This is a genomic window from Chryseobacterium sp. II3a (genome assembly GCF_057815135.1).
In genome coordinates, this window is the sequence record NZ_JBYPZJ010000001.1 from 78,098 (window position 1) to 94,185 (window position 16,088).

The window sequence follows — 16,088 nt, forward strand, 5'->3', positions numbered from 1 at the left end:
TGTCATTTTTTTTGGAAAAATATGTAACGAAAATAAAATCTCTCCACTTATAGAATATGAGCACAAAACTTGAGAAAACATTTATTGAATTTTTAAGCATATTAAAATGTATCCATAAAAAGATGTGTTTCGATAATTATTTTCAGCTTACAGTAAAATCCCTCTTTCAGTCTCCAGCTCCTTTTCCATAAACCATCCTTTTTTGAATTATTATTAATATTGAAGCATCTTGTTCAAATGAAACGCCTTTTTATTATGTGTATAATAAAAAAACACTATTTTTGTAGTCTAAATTTTTCAAGAAAATATGGCAGAATATACTTTTCGTGAGGTAATTGCGCAGGCAATGAGCGAGGAAATGCGTAAAGACGAATCCATTTACCTGATGGGGGAGGAAGTTGCAGAATATAATGGTGCATATAAAGCTTCAAAAGGAATGCTGGATGAATTTGGTCCAAAAAGAGTGATCGATACACCGATTGCAGAACTTGGATTTACAGGGATCTCTGTAGGAGCAGCAATGAATGGGAACAGACCTATCGTAGAATTTATGACATTCAATTTCTCTTTAGTAGGAATTGACCAGATTATCAATAATGCGGCGAAAATCCGTCAAATGAGTGGTGGACAGTGGAATTGCCCAATCGTTTTCCGTGGACCTACCGCTTCTGCAGGACAATTAGGGGCTACACACTCTCAGGCTTTCGAAGGTTGGTTTGCCAACTGTCCGGGTCTTAAAGTAGTTGTACCTTCAAACCCTTATGATGCAAAAGGATTATTAAAAACAGCTATTCAGGATAATGATCCAGTTATTTTCATGGAATCTGAGCAGATGTATGGTGATAAAATGGAAATTCCTGAAGAAGAGTACTATTTACCTATCGGAAAAGCAGATATCAAGAGAGAAGGTAAAGATGTTACCTTAGTTTCTTTTGGTAAGATCATGAAATTGGCGATGCAGGCAGCTGAAGATATGGAAAAAGAAGGAATCTCTGTAGAGGTAATTGACCTTAGAACAGTTCGTCCTTTAGATTTTGATACTATTTTAGCATCTGTAAAGAAAACAAATAGATTAGTAATCTTAGAAGAGGCTTGGCCATTTGGATCAATATCTTCTGAAATCACTTATATGGTACAGCAAAAAGCATTCGATTACTTAGATGCTCCAATCAAGAGAATTACAACTCCTGATGCTCCTGCACCTTACTCTGCTGCATTATTTGCAGAATGGTTCCCTAAGCTTGAGAAAGTAAAAGAGGAGATCAAAAAAGCGATGTACGTAAAGTAACTATAATAGAAAAAAACTTCCGAAAGGAAGTTTTTTCATTTATTATATTCATGAAGAAAAATTCATGACGTCATAAAATTAGTATAAATTTGCGCCTTTAAATTAAATTAAGCTGATATGGCAGAAGTTACAGAAGATGGTTACCACTTCGACATAAAGAAACTTTCCTTTATTGGAGTTTTAGTGTCTCTAGGGATTGTTTTTGGAGATATTGGTACCTCTCCGCTTTACGTAATGAAAGCAATTGTAAATGCAAGATCTCAAGGGAGTAATATGCCTTTCAATGAATATATAGAAGGTGCCCTTTCTTGTATTATTTGGACACTTACTCTTCAGACTACCATAAAATATGTAATCATTGCTTTAAGGGCAGATAATAAAGGGGAGGGAGGAATTCTTGCCTTATTTTCTCTAGTTAAGAATCTGAAAAAAGGATGGCTTTATCTTATAGCCATTGTAGGAGCTGCTGCACTTATTGCAGATGGGGTAATTACACCATCACTTACCGTGATGTCAGCTATTGAAGGTCTTGAAATTTATAATCCACATACTCCTGTTGTTCCTATTACTATTGGAATTCTCATTGCAATTTTTGTGGTACAGCAATTCGGAACCAGCTTTATTGGAAAGTTTTTTGGTCCCGTAATGGTGGTTTGGTTTTTAGTATTAGGAGGCTTAGGTGTAATGCATTTGAGTGAAAATTTTGAAATTCTAAGATCTTTTAACCCTTATTACGCATACAAACTCATTGTAAACTCTCCAAGTGCAATAGTTATTTTAGGTGCAGTGTTCCTTTGTACAACTGGAGCAGAGGCTCTTTATTCAGATTTAGGACATTGCGGAGCTAAAAATATAAGAGTAAGTTGGGGATTTGTTAAAATAATGCTTATTTTAAATTATCTTGGACAAGGAGCTTGGCTTCTAACAAACTTTGAAAAACCAGGTTTTTCTGTTGTAAACCCATTCTTTGGGATTATGGAAGAATGGATGATTATACCAGGAGTAATTTTAGCAACGGCTGCAGCTATTATTGCAAGCCAGGCATTGATTACGGGTTCTTTTACCATTTTTTCTGAAGCAATGTCGCTTAACCTTTGGCCTAATCAAAAAATTGACTATCCTTCTGGAGTTAAAGGACAAATGTATATCCCTAGAATCAATTGGGGGCTTTTAATTTTATGCATTATTGTAGTTCTGCACTTCAGAGAATCTGGAAAAATGGAAGCAGCTTATGGACTTTCCATTACAGTAACGATGTTAATGACAACCATTCTCCTTATTTTTTGGTTGTTGAAACATAGAGTAAGTAAAATTTTAATATTATTATTTGCTTTAGTCTATTTGGCTATTGAGTTAGGCTTCTTCAGTGCAAATATCATTAAGTTCATGGAAGGAGGATGGATCACTGTAGTATTAGCAGGTTCTATTGGAATCTCTATGTATGCATGGTATAATGGAAGATTAATCAAAACAAGATTTATCCAATTTGTGAAGATTGACAAATATATATCCATTCTTAAAGATATGAAGTTGGATGAAACCATTCCCAAATATGCCACAAACTTAGCGTATTTGAGCCGTGCTAAAAGAAATGATGAAGTAGAATCTAAAATTATTTATTCTATCATCAAAAAACAGCCGAAAAGAGCAGATCATTACTTTATTCTAAGTATTGTGAATCAGGAAGATCCGTATACATTCAAATATACGGTTGATGAAATTCTTCCCGGAACTGTTTATAAAATCAACTTCCTTCTTGGATTTAAAGTAGATAGAAGAATCAATGATTATTTCAATATGGTATTGAAAGATCTTATGGCAGATGGAACCATTCCTTCAAGAAGCAGCCACCCGTCTCTAAGAGCTCATGACATACCACCGGATTTGAAGTATGTAATTATAGATAATACTTATATCAACGATATACTTTTAACTGTTAAACAGAAGATTACCCTTAATATTTACAACTTTGTAAAATATATCGGAAGTGATGACTTTAAGGCATGGGGAGTGTCTTCACATAATGTAGAAGTAGAGTCTGCCCCTATTACAGAACTTACTGTTTATGACAATAAAATTGAACAATCTGGATATTATCGTCATAACTCTTAATCCCTGGAGCTTTTAAACCATACTATCTATTTAAATAAAATTCAATAAATTTGTAGATAATTTTTTTAATGGATACAATACAAAAAGAAAAAAATATAGCTTTAATCAAGGATGTTTTAAGAAACTACTTACTAGAAAAAGGGTTTAGAAACACTCCTGAAAGATATACGATATTAGAAGAAATTTATAATATGGATCATCACTTTAATGTTGATGATCTGTATCTTCTGATGATGCAGAAGAAATATCATGTTTCTAAAGCAACTATTTACAATACAATTGAGATTTTCCTTGATGCCGGATTAATCCGTAAACATCAGTTTGGAGAAAAAACATTGACCTCTTCATCTTATGAGAAATCTTATTTTGATAAACAGCATGACCATTTGGTAATCTACAAAAAAGATTCTGATAAAGAAATCGAAGAAATTATTGAATTCTGTGACCCAAGAATTCAAGGAATCAAAGAAGCCATTGAAGAAGCATTTGGCGTAAAAATTGATTCTCATTCGCTATATTTTTATGGCACTAAGAATGACTAATTAATGAGAATAATCCTTTTTCTGTTTATCTTTATTTCTACGCTTAGCTTTGCGCAGGATAAAACTCCTGTGAAGAGAGATCCTTATCTCACCCCTTCTCCTGCAAAGTCGCAGCCATTGAAACCTGAAGATAAAATAAAACTTATCAACGCAGATAAAATTATTAAAGATCCCGCCAAATATGATGGTAATCAATATTTTGTAGGAAATGTTCAGATAGAACAAAAGGGATCTATACTTACGGCAGATGAAGTTGTTCTTTATAGTGAAGAAAACTTTGCCAAAGCAATTGGAAATGCAAAACTTCAGAATGCTGATGGTTCTGTTATTACAGCAGGAGAAATGGAGTATGATGGTAATACACAGAAAGGTGTTGCCAGAAAAAATGTTGTCCTGACGGATCCTAAGCAGACCATCAAAACTGATATTCTGTATTATGATAAACTATCGAGTCAGGCTTATTTTAATACAGGAGGTACTATTTCCGACAGCCAGGGAAATGTAATGTATACCAAATCTGCTACTTATTTTCTGGATACCAAAATGATCGATTTTGTTGGCAATGTGAAAATTGACAATGCCCAATATATCATTGAAGGAGTAAATATCAAACAGAATCAGAATACCAAAGTAGCTGAATTTTTCGGACCTACAACCATTACCAATAGAGCCAATCCTAAAAATAGGGTGTATACGGAAAGAGGAACCTATAGAATGGAAACCAAAGAAGCTTTCCTGAACAAAAATTCCAAGATTTTTTATAATGATAAAATCCTTACCGGTGATGATATGTATTTTAATCAGATCACAGGTTTTGGAAAAGCTACCGGTAATGTAAAACTGGATGATCCGAAGGAAAGAAGATATATGAAAGGTGGGTATGGTGAGATCTTTGAGAAAAAAGATTCTTCAATGATGACCAAAAGTCCTTACGCTGTTAAAATTATGGAAAAGGATACCGCCTATTTTGCAGCCGAGAAAATCATATCCTATCAAAAACCAGACTCTTTAGATATCAAGATAAAAAAGAGCTTTTTAAGAGCCTATAGAAAAGCAAGAATATATAAATCCAATGCACAGGGAAGAGCAGATTCTATAGCCTTTAATGAAACGGATGGTATTATGCACATGTACACAAAACCGATCTTATGGAGCGGGGAAAAGCAGGTGACTGGTGATAAAGTTGAAGCCTATTTTAATACTCAGAATGAAAATATAGATTCCTTAAAAGTCATTGGTAATGCTTTAGCTATTAGTAAAGTAGACTCTTTAACTTTGAAAGATGAATTCAATCAGGTAAAAGGTAAGTACATGACGGTATACTACGAGGGTAATGATATTAAAGAGGCTCGAGTAGTGGGGAATGCGCAATCCATCGCTTATGTAGATGATGTAAACAAAGAAACCCAGAAGCCGGAGAGAATTGGAGTTACACTTTCTGCATGTGGTATTATTGGAGCTTTATTTGAGGAAAGAGCTCTACAGATTATTTCCTGTAGTATCGGCGCTACTGCTGATACCTATCCAATGAGTAAAATAGAACCCTCAAGAAGAAAGTTTCCTGATTTCAACTGGAATACAAAAGACCGGATCAGGAAATGGCAGGATATATTGGTCGACAGTCCAAATTATGAAGAGATAAAATATTCTTCTGATAATGAATTGTATGATCAGGCTCAGGATGCAATAGAGAAAGAACGAGCCAAAGAAGAGGCTAAGAAGCCGAAAAGGACAAGAAAATAACGATAATATAACCCGCTTTAATTTAAAGCGGGTTTTTTATTTCTGTTGGTATAAAAACACATCTTTATTCATACTATCTAGCTTTAGTTATATTATATCATTAAGTGGTGATAAAAATGATTTCTTGTTAATTTTTGCTAATTCTATTTTAAGTATAAATATTGATTTTAATACTCGATTTATTGTACTTGATAAAAATAATCTATTTTAATGTAATCAACTGGATTTCAGTATTTTAATTCTGTATAATATCTGTGTAATTAATTTTTTTTACTTTTTTTAATGTCAAAATTATAAGATATATTGAGATGGAAATTGCTAAAATGGGTTTATTCATATCATTAAAATGTGATTTTTTTTTGATCGAAATCGTAAAAAAAAACTAAAATTATCCCTATTTTAACTTTTGATCTTAATTTTTTTTTTGAACGCAAACATAGATTTTTTTCGTTTATTATAAAGGTTTTTTACTGATTTTAATTATTCTAATATATTGGAGTTATTGTTTTTTTAATGACTGTATAATTATCTAATTATAATATTTTATACATTTAATAGGTCAAGCCAATCTAAAAATGACAATATGAAATTAGAATTTATTATCTTGATCTTTATTATTTGTAATATAAAGATCAGTGCTCAAGTTGGTATTTCGAAAACCACGGGCTTTCAGCCGGATGTTCGGACTCAGCTGCATGTAAAGCAGGATGATTACGCTGCTAGATTACCTAGAGCGAATACAACTGCTGTATTACCTTCCTCATTAACCGGTACAACAGGAGATGGTACCCAAGGATCCATTATTTTTAACCGTGAAACGGGAAGTGTTGTTCAGAATGATGGAACAAGTTGGAAAATCTCAGATCCTATTGTGACCACCATGAAGAACAATAAAATGGCCCGTTTTATAAGGAATGGTACTGTTACTACTACTTGTGATCCCTGTGTGTTATTGCCATTCCCCAATTGTATCATAGGATCTAACCAGCAATGTGCAGCAGTAGACGTGCCATTCACAACTGGATTACCAGCACTGAACGAAATCTCATCGGATGTAGACTTACTAAGTACAACAAGTAATGTGATTAACTTTAAAACAAGAGGCTTATACAAAGTATCATTTAAAAGTGGTGCACTTAATGTAGGAACACCGGTTTGTTTAGGAGCATCCACCAACCTGTATTCAAGATTGAATTTAGAAGTTAGTTCTGATAACGGAACAACATGGAGACCTGTTAACAATACAGTAAGTAATACTACAGGCGGACTCCTTTCATTAGGCTCAATACCTGTAGGGTCTATAGATGTAGGGCAGTCACTTGCGTTTACTTATGTAGGTGTTTTTAATGCTAATGACAGAGCAAGATTAAGATTTTATGGTAATCAGGCTATGCTGGTAGGCGGTTGTTTGGGAAATAATATGTTTTTTTCGATGAACACTACAGGGAACTCGATATCAGATATTATTGTTGAAAAAATAAATATGCAATAAGATGAAAAAAGTTACATTAATTATAATGCTTGTTTTCCATTATTTTTTACAGGCACAGGTCGGGATTGGTGGTAATATTTATAGTACAAAAAATATTGTAAAAGTTTTGGATGGAACTAAAGGTACCATACTTCCTTATTCTAACAGCTTCACTTCATTTCCACAATATAATGCGGCCGTAACAGATGTCTTTAACGATTATCCAAACCTTGTAGGGGGGCTTATCTATAATAAGACTGATGATCAGTATTACAAATACGATGGCTATGCTTGGAATCCTGCACGCCAGATTCAGGGGATATATCAACCTAAAGGCTCAAGGCTGGGAATCTCTTCAGGGATTTCAATTCCATGTATTGCTTTTGGTTTAGGAATTTGTCTTTCAACAGGATCTGCTGTTTATTTAGCTCCGGATGACAAAAGTGAAGTTCTTGTGGATAATCTTACCTTAAAGAATGCCAGTAATGTAACAATAAAACAGGCCGGAATCTATGATGTGGGGGCTGCTTTAGGCTTTACCGGAGGATCTCTCGGTGCTCAAATAGGTGTTACAGAATTTAAACTTACACTCCAAGTGAGATATACATCTACTGGAAATTGGGAAACCATTGTTACTAAGTCAAATTATTCACTCATATTTGTCGTTGATACCAATGGAAATAAGACATGCAGTTTTGCCCAGACTCTTTCGTTACCAGTTGGTGCTGAACTAAGAGTTATCCCTACCATCAGAACTATTGGTGGATCAGGGGGGTCACTGTCTGCTTATGGAACAGATGCTAACTCAGTTAATTCTTATCTCGCAGCACGTTTAATTAAAGCTTATTAAGATGAAAAAATATTTATTCGGACTGTCTTTATTGGTGATCAATATTTACAGTGCACAAGTGAATTTCACAAATATCTCTAATCCAGATTCTAACGCAAGCGGAAATGATAAGGTAATGATGTACATTACCAATACCAGTGAAGCAACAGGAGTAAAAGGTTTTGGACTTCCAGCTGTAAATGCCGAAACAGACCTTCCTTATACGGGGGCGAGTGCTCCGGTAACCAGAATAGAAGAATTGAGAGGAATGCTTTTATTTGTTAAAAGTACGGGACAGGTAATGGTTTTCGATGGGTTGGTGTGGAGCAAAGCTTTTGAAATAGAGTCTGACAATATTTCAAGGTTTCAACTGAATTCTGTTTCAACTACTTCAGGTTCAGTTTTATTACCAATCAACAATACAATTAATAAGGCTAACTTTCTTGCCGATCCTTTAAAACTTAAAACAAATGTTCCTACAACAGGAGCAAATATTAATCGATTATATATCAGGCAGACTGGATTATACAGAGTCAATGTGAATCTTACCTTTACAGGTCCTGCCGGATCATTCAGCAACAGATTAGGAGCAGGCTTATATTTGAATGATGTGAAAAGATTTCAACTACTGGAAGATACCGTTAATTTTGATGGGACTAACCGGAAAATTAGTTTGGATATTTCGGTATATGCAGTACAGGGACAATATATTACTCTGGATGCTATTTCAGAAGTTGGGGGAACTACGTCATATACCGTAACGAATGATAGCTACGTAACGGTGGAAAAAGTATTATAACGTAAACGAATCTTTATATTTCAATGAGAAGCCACCCTTATACTAATGTAGGGTGGCTTTTTTATTCACGATCAATAATTTCGGCATTTGCTGAATCTTTTATAGCTTTGCTGAAATTTTTGAGACAATGGAAATGCATAAAGATTTTTTTATATATCAGGCACAAACCACAAAATTTGCAGCAGGTTTTGAAGTTGAAAAAGCTGAAGGAAACTATATCTACGGAACAGATGGAAGAAAATATCTAGATTTTGTAGCTGGAGTTTCTGCCAATACCCTTGGACATTCACATCCGAAGGTGATTAATGCGATCAAGGAACAGGCAGATAAATATCTTCACGTAATGGTATACGGAGAATATGCTCAGGAAAAACCGATTGCGCTATGTAAGTTACTTGCTGAAGCTACTCCGGAACCTTTGGAAGTGACGTATTTGGTAAATAGCGGTGCAGAGGCTATTGATGGAAGTTTGAAACTGGCTAAAAGATATACCGGAAGAGAAGAAATCATTTCCTTTAAAAACTCTTATCATGGGAATACCCACGGAGCATTAAGCGTTTCGGGAAATGAAAACCATAAAAGAGAGTTCCGTCCATTATTACCGATGGTTAGTTTTATAGAATTCAATAATGAAGCTGAATTTGAAAAGATTACAGAAAAAACGGCATGTGTAATTCTGGAAACCATTCAGGGAGCTGCAGGGTTTCTGGTTCCGAATGATGATTATCTGATTAAATTGAAAAGAAGATGTGAAGAAGTGGGAGCTCTTTTAATTCTGGATGAAATCCAACCCGGATTTGGAAGAACAGGTAAGTTATTCTCATTTGAACATTTTGGAATTGTTCCGGACATCCTTGTTATGGGGAAAGGAATGGGAGGTGGAGTTCCTGTAGGAGCTTTCATGAGTTCCAGAAAAATTATGGAAACGTTGTCCTATTCTCCGAAGTTAGGGCATGTAACTACTTTTGGAGGAAATCCATTGATTGCGGCAGCCAGTTATGCTACTTTGAAAGAAGTGCTGGAAAGTGGTGTAATGGAAGAAATTGAAGAGAAAGAAAGACTGTTCAGAGAACTTTTAGTACATCCGAAAATTAAAAATATAAATGGTAAAGGTTTAATGCTGGCCGTAAATCTTGGAGAACCTGAATATACACTGAATGTAGCTAAAAAATGTATGGAAAAAGGACTTATTGTATTCTGGCAATTGTACAGAAATGAATATTTGAGAATTTCTCCGCCCCTTACATTATCTCTTGATGAAATTAGAAAAGGCTGCCAAATTATACTTGATATTCTTAATGAAGATTAAAGAAAATGTCTCTCCCAATGGAGAGATTTTTTTTATGCCTGACATGGCAATTTTACAGCTTAATACTTAACATAATACATATTTATAATCTCTGATAAATATCATGCAGATTCTTTAAAAAAGTAACTGCAATTTTGTGTAATAAAAAAATTAATTTATATATTGCGGGACGATAAAAACAAAGATTATATGGCGAAACATAAAGTCCATTACGAATTCCCAATGCACTGTTTATCAGAGATTTTATACGAATATCTGGCTACTGCAGAGGGGTTGTCTGAATGGTTTGCGGATGAGGTTACAGAGAAAGGCGATGATTTCTTTTTTAGCTGGGGTGGAGGACCTGCTGAAAAGGCCACTTTGATCAGATATAAGCCTGAAGGTTTCGTGCGTTTCAGATGGGAGGAAGATGAAGGAACTAAGAATTTCTTTGAAATGACTATCACTATAGATGATATAACAGAAGATTTAGCACTAAATATTACAGACTTCTGTGAAGAAGGTGACGAAGAAGAAAACGCAATGTATTGGGAAAATCTTATTGAAAATCTCAGAATAAAATTAGGTGCTGCATAATGCAGAACTGTATCAAATGATAAAACTGATGAACGATTTATCGTTCATTATTTTTTTGTAAATAAATCACATCAAAAATTGGAAAATCAATATTTTACCTCAGACACATTGAATGTAAAAAACAGAGCCTTTCTTTGGGGCGATGCAGTGAAGGTTTCCTTCTTTGTAAGAGAAAGCAGGTTGATCATGGATGAAGAATGCTATTTCTTCCTGATGGCTTCCATGAGAAAGATGAGAATGAATATACCTTTAACCTATACACTGGAGTTTTTCCAGTCACTGTTCCAAAAGGATATTATAGAAGGTAAAGGAATAAAGAATGGAATTATCAATTTCCAGGTATTCAGAAATCAGGATGAATTAACATTGGCAAAATCTTCAATTTCCTATTTTTATGAAGTTGCAGAAATGGATGACGTTTTGGCTGTTCACCAGAGACCTCTGGAGCTGGATCTGATTAAGGAAATTAATGTAAATAATAATCTGTTAAGCAATATCAGGGTACATTGTCCGGAAAATATTTATGGAGGAATTTATGCCCAGGAGAATGATCTTGATGATGTTATTCTGTTAAACCCTAATAAAAGAATTGCCCGTACCACTTGTGGTAATCTTTTGTTTATGGAAGGAGATATTATTAAAGTGCCAAAACAGACAGAGGGAGCTTACATCTCTCCTTTAATGGAAAACTTCGTTACCTATTTACATAAAAATAAACTGGCTGATATCCAGGAACACGAGATTATTGCATTTGAATCTCAGAAAGCAGAAGAAATTTTAATGATTTCTGACGAGAAAGGCATATTTTCTGTAGGTAAAATAAGAAATAAAACCTTTGAAACTTCTCGATTTATAGAATTGGTAGAAGGTTGGAAAAAGAGTTTTAGTTTATAAAAATTGACAAACCCGGTAAACAACAAAGCTACAAAGTCCTTTACCGGGTTTTATTCTGAATAAATCAGAAATTGTTTTTTTATTTAGTTTTCGTTGATGATGTCAACGAATTTTTTTGCGATTTCCTGCTGCCCATTCCCACTGGTAATATAAGCTCTGTCTGCCGAGTTATTGATGAATCCAAGTTCTACCAATACTGCAGGAGCTTTGGTTTCTCTTAAAATATGAAGATTATTGCGCTCTTCAATTTTACGAACACTAAATTTTTTATAGATTTTTCCTGCCAGTTTCTTTGAATCTTCAGAATTCTGAACATATATTTCTGTTCCATGTTTAGCGGTTTCTTCCTGAGGAGAAGTATTTACATGGAGTGAAATCACCATTTCAGGATTCAGTTTGTTGATTTGAAGAGTTCTTTCGGAAAGGCTGGGATAGGTGTCTTCATTTCTTATTAAAATCACCTCATACTGGTCTTGCTTTCCACTAAGCTTTTGAATCTCCTTTGCAATGTTTAATGTAATATCTTTTTCACTAAATTGGCCAAACACAGCACCATGATCATTTCCTCCATGACCGGCATCTATGACAATATATTTCTTGTTAAGAGGAGTGAATGATAAAAAAGCAGTCGAAAAGATTGATAAAGCAAGTAATGTAATACCTTTCATTTCAGTGATTTTTGGTTTTTCAAAGAACGGAAAAACTTTCTTTAAAATTGGTTAATAAAATATTAAAATTTGTTAATTATTTTATTGATCTGAAAGCGATATCGTTAGTTTAATGAAATATCCTCAGGGGAATTAGCCCAAAGAAGGAATTCTCCTCCAAGATTCTGCATAATGGACTTCCAGAGGGTTTGATCATTCGGAAGAGTGTAATCAAGATTGTAAACATCTACTACTGTCCACATCTTTCTCTGAACCTCACTATCCAGTTGATTAGGAGCCCATCCAGAATATCCTGAGAATATTTTTACATTATGAATATCCAGCTCATTAGCCAATACAGCATTGATAATACGTTCGATATCCTCGGTAAGATAATATTCATTCGTAATATCAGTGTAAACCTCGGTCACTCTTTCATCACCTTTTACAATGAAAAATACTTTATCATTTTCTACTGGACCGCCATCGTATACCTCGATCTTGAAATCAAAGAAATCTTTGAATTTACTACTCATCTGGCTATTTTTTTTATTAAGGATCAAACCAAAAGCTCCGCTTTCGTTATGTTCAATAACCAATACTACCGATCGGGAAAAAATATCGCCGGAAATGTCAGGGGTCGAGATTAATATTTTACCTTTGTATGAGTGATTCATACTCAAATTTAATAAAAAATATTTATGGAAAACCTGCACGACAAAAGAAAAGTGTACGATAAATCCCAACTTATTGAAAGTGAGATAAAACAAAATCCAATAGAGCAGTTTAGAGACTGGTTTTTGGATGCCAGCGAAAGCCCGGAAGTCTCAGAAGCTAATGCTATGGCGGTTTCTACGGTAGAGGAAGATGGTTGTCCGAGAACAAGAATGGTCCTGTTGAAAGCTTACACTCATGAAGGGTTTATTTTCTATACCAACTACAATAGCAGAAAAGGAAAAGCAATAGAAAATAATCATAAAGCTTGTCTGCATTTTTTCTGGCCTAATCTGGAACGGCAGGTCATCATCAAAGCTAAACTTGAAAAAGTGGCAGAAAACTTAAGTGATGGTTATTTCAATTCGAGGCCAAAGGGAAGTCAGTTAGGAGCCGTGGTGTCACCTCAAAGTCAGGAAATTCCTAATCGTGAGTTCCTGGAAGAAAAATTAAAAGACCTGGAAAAAGAATATGAAAATATAGAAGTTCCAAGACCAGTCCATTGGGGCGGATATCTTGCAAAACCTTATGAGATTGAATTCTGGCAAGGAAGGCCTAATCGTTTACATGATAGAATTATATATCAATTAGAAGATTTGGACTGGAAAATCTCGCGATTGGCTCCATAGATTGAAAGATGAATGACAAAAGCAGGAAGTTAGGAGGCTATTAATTGGATTTAGCTATACTGATTTCAAGTTGATTAATTGAAAAAACATTGAAACATCAATAGAAGCAGGCTTTAGATAGCCTGCTTTACTTATTTTATTCCCTTCCAAATGGCTTTAGCCAAAAATTAATCTTCTTAATATCTTCATTCTCCTTAATGGTTATTTTTAAAGCTTTGTATTTTGTTTGGCGAAGGTTCTATGGATTTTTTTCAAACGAAATTAAAGACTGCCTCTATTTGAATTATTGGTGGGTTTAAAAATTCAAATCCATAATTTACAATCAATTCAATATGAGTAATGATAAGGTATAAAAAAAGACCGTCTCTTAGAAACGGTCTTGAATTTTCGTAATCTGAATGATTATTTTTTCTTAGCACCAGAAACTGCATTTGATAAATCAGCTCCAGCCTTAAATTTAGCAACTTTTTTAGCAGCAATTTTAATTGGTTTTTTAGTTGCAGGGTTGATCCCTTGTCTAGCTGCTCTCTCAGCTACTGAGAAAGTACCGAAACCTACTAAAGAAACTTTTCCATCTTTTTTCTTTAGAGTAGAAGTTACGTTACCAATGAAAGATTCTAAAGCAGCTTTTGCTGCAACTTTAGTGATACCTGCATCTTTTGCGATTGCGTCGATTAATTCAGACTTGTTCATAATTTTTAATATTAAAGTTAGTTCGTAATTATAGCAAATATAATACTATTTTCTAATTGTGCAATTTTTTTATAAAAACTTATGCAATTTTTTTACTTTTCAGTGAAAACAGTTAAAATATGATAATTCGTGTTTCTACGAAAAATCTACGTTACGGGTTACTAAAATCATGCCAAATGCTTATGTTTATTGACTTTAGCAAAAAGTTAATATTATTTCCTGTATTTATTAAATCCTAAATTGTGTATAAAGTATTGATGTTTTTAAGAATATAATTATTAATAATATAACTAAAGATCTCTTTTGTTGTGTTTTATAAAATTAAACCCCATTGTTTATGGGAGTTTTTTAATGGTAATGAAGGACTGTTTTATTAATTTTTATTAATAAATTTGCAGCATGTTAATAGAAGTTTTCAAGTCCAAGATCCATAGGGTAAGAGTTACAGCCTCAGACCTTAATTATATAGGAAGTATAACGATAGATGAAGATCTTATAGAAGCTGCTGGTTTAGTGGTGGGAGAAAGGGTCTATATCGTCAATGTGAATAACGGAGAACGTTTTGATACCTACGTTATCAAAGGAAAGAGAAAATCCGGCGAAGTATGTCTTAACGGACCCGCTGCAAGAAAAGTACAGAGAGATGATATCATCATCATCATTGCTTATGCGCAGATGACCCCTGAAGAAGCCAAGGACTTCCAGCCGAAAATAGTTTTCCCGGATGAAAAAACAAATCTTCTTACGTAATTCATGGAGAAAACATCAAAAAATCCTTTAAAATCAATACTTACAATAGTAATATCGCTTGCTTTTGCAGGCTTTTTTTTATGGCTTGCCTTACGAGGGCTTGATTTTAAAGTGATTCAGCAATCATTGGCGAAGGCCAACTATCTTTGGGTATTGTTTGCTTCTGTATTTGGGCTTTTAGGCTACTGGTTCAGAGCGATTCGTTGGAATTTACTATTGGAACCAATGGGATACCGCATTTCAAACTCTAATTCATTATGGACTACTTCATTTGGATATTTGATGAATCTTACGATTCCAAGAAGTGGAGAATTGGCAAGAGCTACTGCTTTATATGGGGTAGAAAAAGTACCTGTAGATAAATCTTTCGGTACTATTATTTTGGAAAGAGTGGTAGATTTGGTTTGCCTGGTTGGTTTTTTACTTTTAACAGTGATTTTTAAATTTAATGCAATCCGTTCTTTTTATCATTTTGTAATGGATAAAAAAGATGAGAAAGCTGAATTTGTTCCCAATTTTTTTGAGAAACAAATGATGAAGTTGGGAATTAATGATTTTGATTCTTTTTATTTGTGCATCAAGATCGCTGTAGGAGTAGTATTTTTAATAGGTTTGGGACTTCTTTATAAATATAAAAAAGAGAAACTCGTCAATTTTGGAAAAGGAATTCTTCAGGGAATAACTTCCATTTTTAAGCTAAAACAAAAAAGTAAATTCATATTGTATACACTAGGGCTGTGGGTTTCTTATTACTTTGCTGCCTATTTTGTATGTTTTGCCCTTCCTGAAACTTCAACGTTTACTTTTGCAGATGGTTTCTTTATTATTGTTGTAGGTACAATGGGAATGATTATTCCTGCCAGTGGTGGAATCGGAGCTTATAATTTGGCTATGAAATACGGCTTTATGGCTCTTTTTATTTCGATGGGGAAAAATGCTGACCTTGGAGGGGAGATAGGATTAATTTATTCTTTTATTTCTTTACCACTTCAAATTGTAATAGTATTGGTAATGGGACTTATTTCAATTCCAATGCTGGCAAAAGCAAGAAATGAAGCTGCTTCAAAGAAAGATTTTTAAAAAGTAATTCAA

General features: G+C 34.1%; 16 protein-coding genes. 13 read left to right on the plus strand and 3 right to left on the minus strand.

Annotated features, from left to right (window positions below):
* Window positions 1-307: 307 nt before the first annotated feature.
* From AC3HD6_RS00340 to AC3HD6_RS00385, 10 genes are all read left to right on the plus strand, one after another.
* On the plus strand, window positions 308-1,288 hold the full coding sequence (locus tag AC3HD6_RS00340) for a pyruvate dehydrogenase complex E1 component subunit beta (RefSeq protein WP_045500521.1): 981 nt from the start codon (window positions 308-310) through the stop codon (window positions 1,286-1,288).
* A 117-nt stretch (window positions 1,289-1,405) separates the two neighbouring features.
* Window positions 1,406-3,400, plus strand: a complete 1,995-nt coding sequence (locus AC3HD6_RS00345) for a KUP/HAK/KT family potassium transporter (RefSeq protein WP_488894557.1) — start codon at window positions 1,406-1,408, stop codon at window positions 3,398-3,400.
* 68 nt (window positions 3,401-3,468) lie between these two features.
* Window positions 3,469-3,942, plus strand: a complete 474-nt coding sequence (locus AC3HD6_RS00350; protein WP_002976876.1) for a Fur family transcriptional regulator — start codon at window positions 3,469-3,471, stop codon at window positions 3,940-3,942.
* Between the two features lie 3 nt (window positions 3,943-3,945).
* A complete protein-coding gene (locus tag AC3HD6_RS00355; protein WP_488894558.1) occupies window positions 3,946-5,685 on the plus strand; it encodes an OstA-like protein in 1,740 nt (579 codons plus the stop codon).
* Between the two features lie 583 nt (window positions 5,686-6,268).
* Window positions 6,269-7,177, plus strand: coding sequence for a hypothetical protein (locus tag AC3HD6_RS00360; RefSeq protein WP_488894559.1), 909 nt, complete (start codon window positions 6,269-6,271; stop codon window positions 7,175-7,177).
* A gap of 1 nt (window position 7,178) precedes the next feature.
* A complete protein-coding gene (locus AC3HD6_RS00365; protein WP_488894560.1) occupies window positions 7,179-8,006 on the plus strand; it encodes a hypothetical protein in 828 nt (275 codons plus the stop codon).
* 1 nt (window position 8,007) lies between these two features.
* Window positions 8,008-8,784 carry a hypothetical protein gene (locus AC3HD6_RS00370; protein ID WP_488894561.1) on the plus strand — a complete coding sequence of 259 codons (777 nt, stop codon included), beginning with the start codon at window positions 8,008-8,010 and terminating at the stop codon, window positions 8,782-8,784.
* Between the two features lie 133 nt (window positions 8,785-8,917).
* Window positions 8,918-10,093, plus strand: coding sequence for an aspartate aminotransferase family protein (locus AC3HD6_RS00375; RefSeq protein WP_488895333.1), 1,176 nt, complete (start codon window positions 8,918-8,920; stop codon window positions 10,091-10,093).
* Window positions 10,094-10,282: 189 nt separating this feature from the next.
* Window positions 10,283-10,669: an START-like domain-containing protein gene (locus AC3HD6_RS00380; protein ID WP_034696870.1), complete on the plus strand. Its 387-nt coding sequence runs from the start codon at window positions 10,283-10,285 to the stop codon at window positions 10,667-10,669.
* Window positions 10,670-10,747: 78 nt separating this feature from the next.
* Window positions 10,748-11,563, plus strand: coding sequence for an aminotransferase class IV (locus AC3HD6_RS00385; RefSeq protein ID WP_488894562.1), 816 nt, complete (start codon window positions 10,748-10,750; stop codon window positions 11,561-11,563).
* Between the two features lie 83 nt (window positions 11,564-11,646).
* Here AC3HD6_RS00385 and AC3HD6_RS00390 read toward each other — a convergent pair whose 3' ends face one another.
* Both AC3HD6_RS00390 and AC3HD6_RS00395 read right to left on the minus strand, forming a co-directional pair.
* The gene (locus tag AC3HD6_RS00390) at window positions 11,647-12,231 is read right to left on the minus strand and encodes an N-acetylmuramoyl-L-alanine amidase family protein (RefSeq protein WP_488894563.1); all 585 of its coding nucleotides are present in this window, start codon (window positions 12,229-12,231) and stop codon (window positions 11,647-11,649) included.
* A 104-nt stretch (window positions 12,232-12,335) separates the two neighbouring features.
* Complete coding sequence (locus AC3HD6_RS00395; RefSeq protein ID WP_488894564.1) at window positions 12,336-12,887, minus strand: YqgE/AlgH family protein; 552 nt, start codon at window positions 12,885-12,887, stop codon at window positions 12,336-12,338.
* Between the two features lie 24 nt (window positions 12,888-12,911).
* On the opposite strand from AC3HD6_RS00395, the gene pdxH reads away from it, so the two are divergent.
* Entirely contained in the window at window positions 12,912-13,553 is a 642-nt protein-coding gene (pdxH, locus tag AC3HD6_RS00400; RefSeq protein ID WP_488894565.1) for a pyridoxamine 5'-phosphate oxidase, read from the plus strand.
* A gap of 402 nt (window positions 13,554-13,955) precedes the next feature.
* Here pdxH and AC3HD6_RS00405 read toward each other — a convergent pair whose 3' ends face one another.
* Window positions 13,956-14,246 (minus strand): HU family DNA-binding protein, encoded by a 291-nt coding sequence (locus AC3HD6_RS00405; RefSeq protein WP_027379880.1) that lies wholly within the window; start codon window positions 14,244-14,246, stop codon window positions 13,956-13,958.
* 399 nt (window positions 14,247-14,645) lie between these two features.
* Between AC3HD6_RS00405 and panD the strand changes: the two genes are divergently transcribed.
* Both panD and AC3HD6_RS00415 read left to right on the plus strand, forming a co-directional pair.
* Complete coding sequence (gene panD, locus AC3HD6_RS00410; protein WP_029294648.1) at window positions 14,646-14,996, plus strand: aspartate 1-decarboxylase; 351 nt, start codon at window positions 14,646-14,648, stop codon at window positions 14,994-14,996.
* Window positions 14,997-14,999: 3 nt separating this feature from the next.
* The gene (locus AC3HD6_RS00415; protein WP_488894566.1) at window positions 15,000-16,076 is read left to right on the plus strand and encodes a lysylphosphatidylglycerol synthase transmembrane domain-containing protein; all 1,077 of its coding nucleotides are present in this window, start codon (window positions 15,000-15,002) and stop codon (window positions 16,074-16,076) included.
* Window positions 16,077-16,088: the final 12 nt, after the last annotated feature.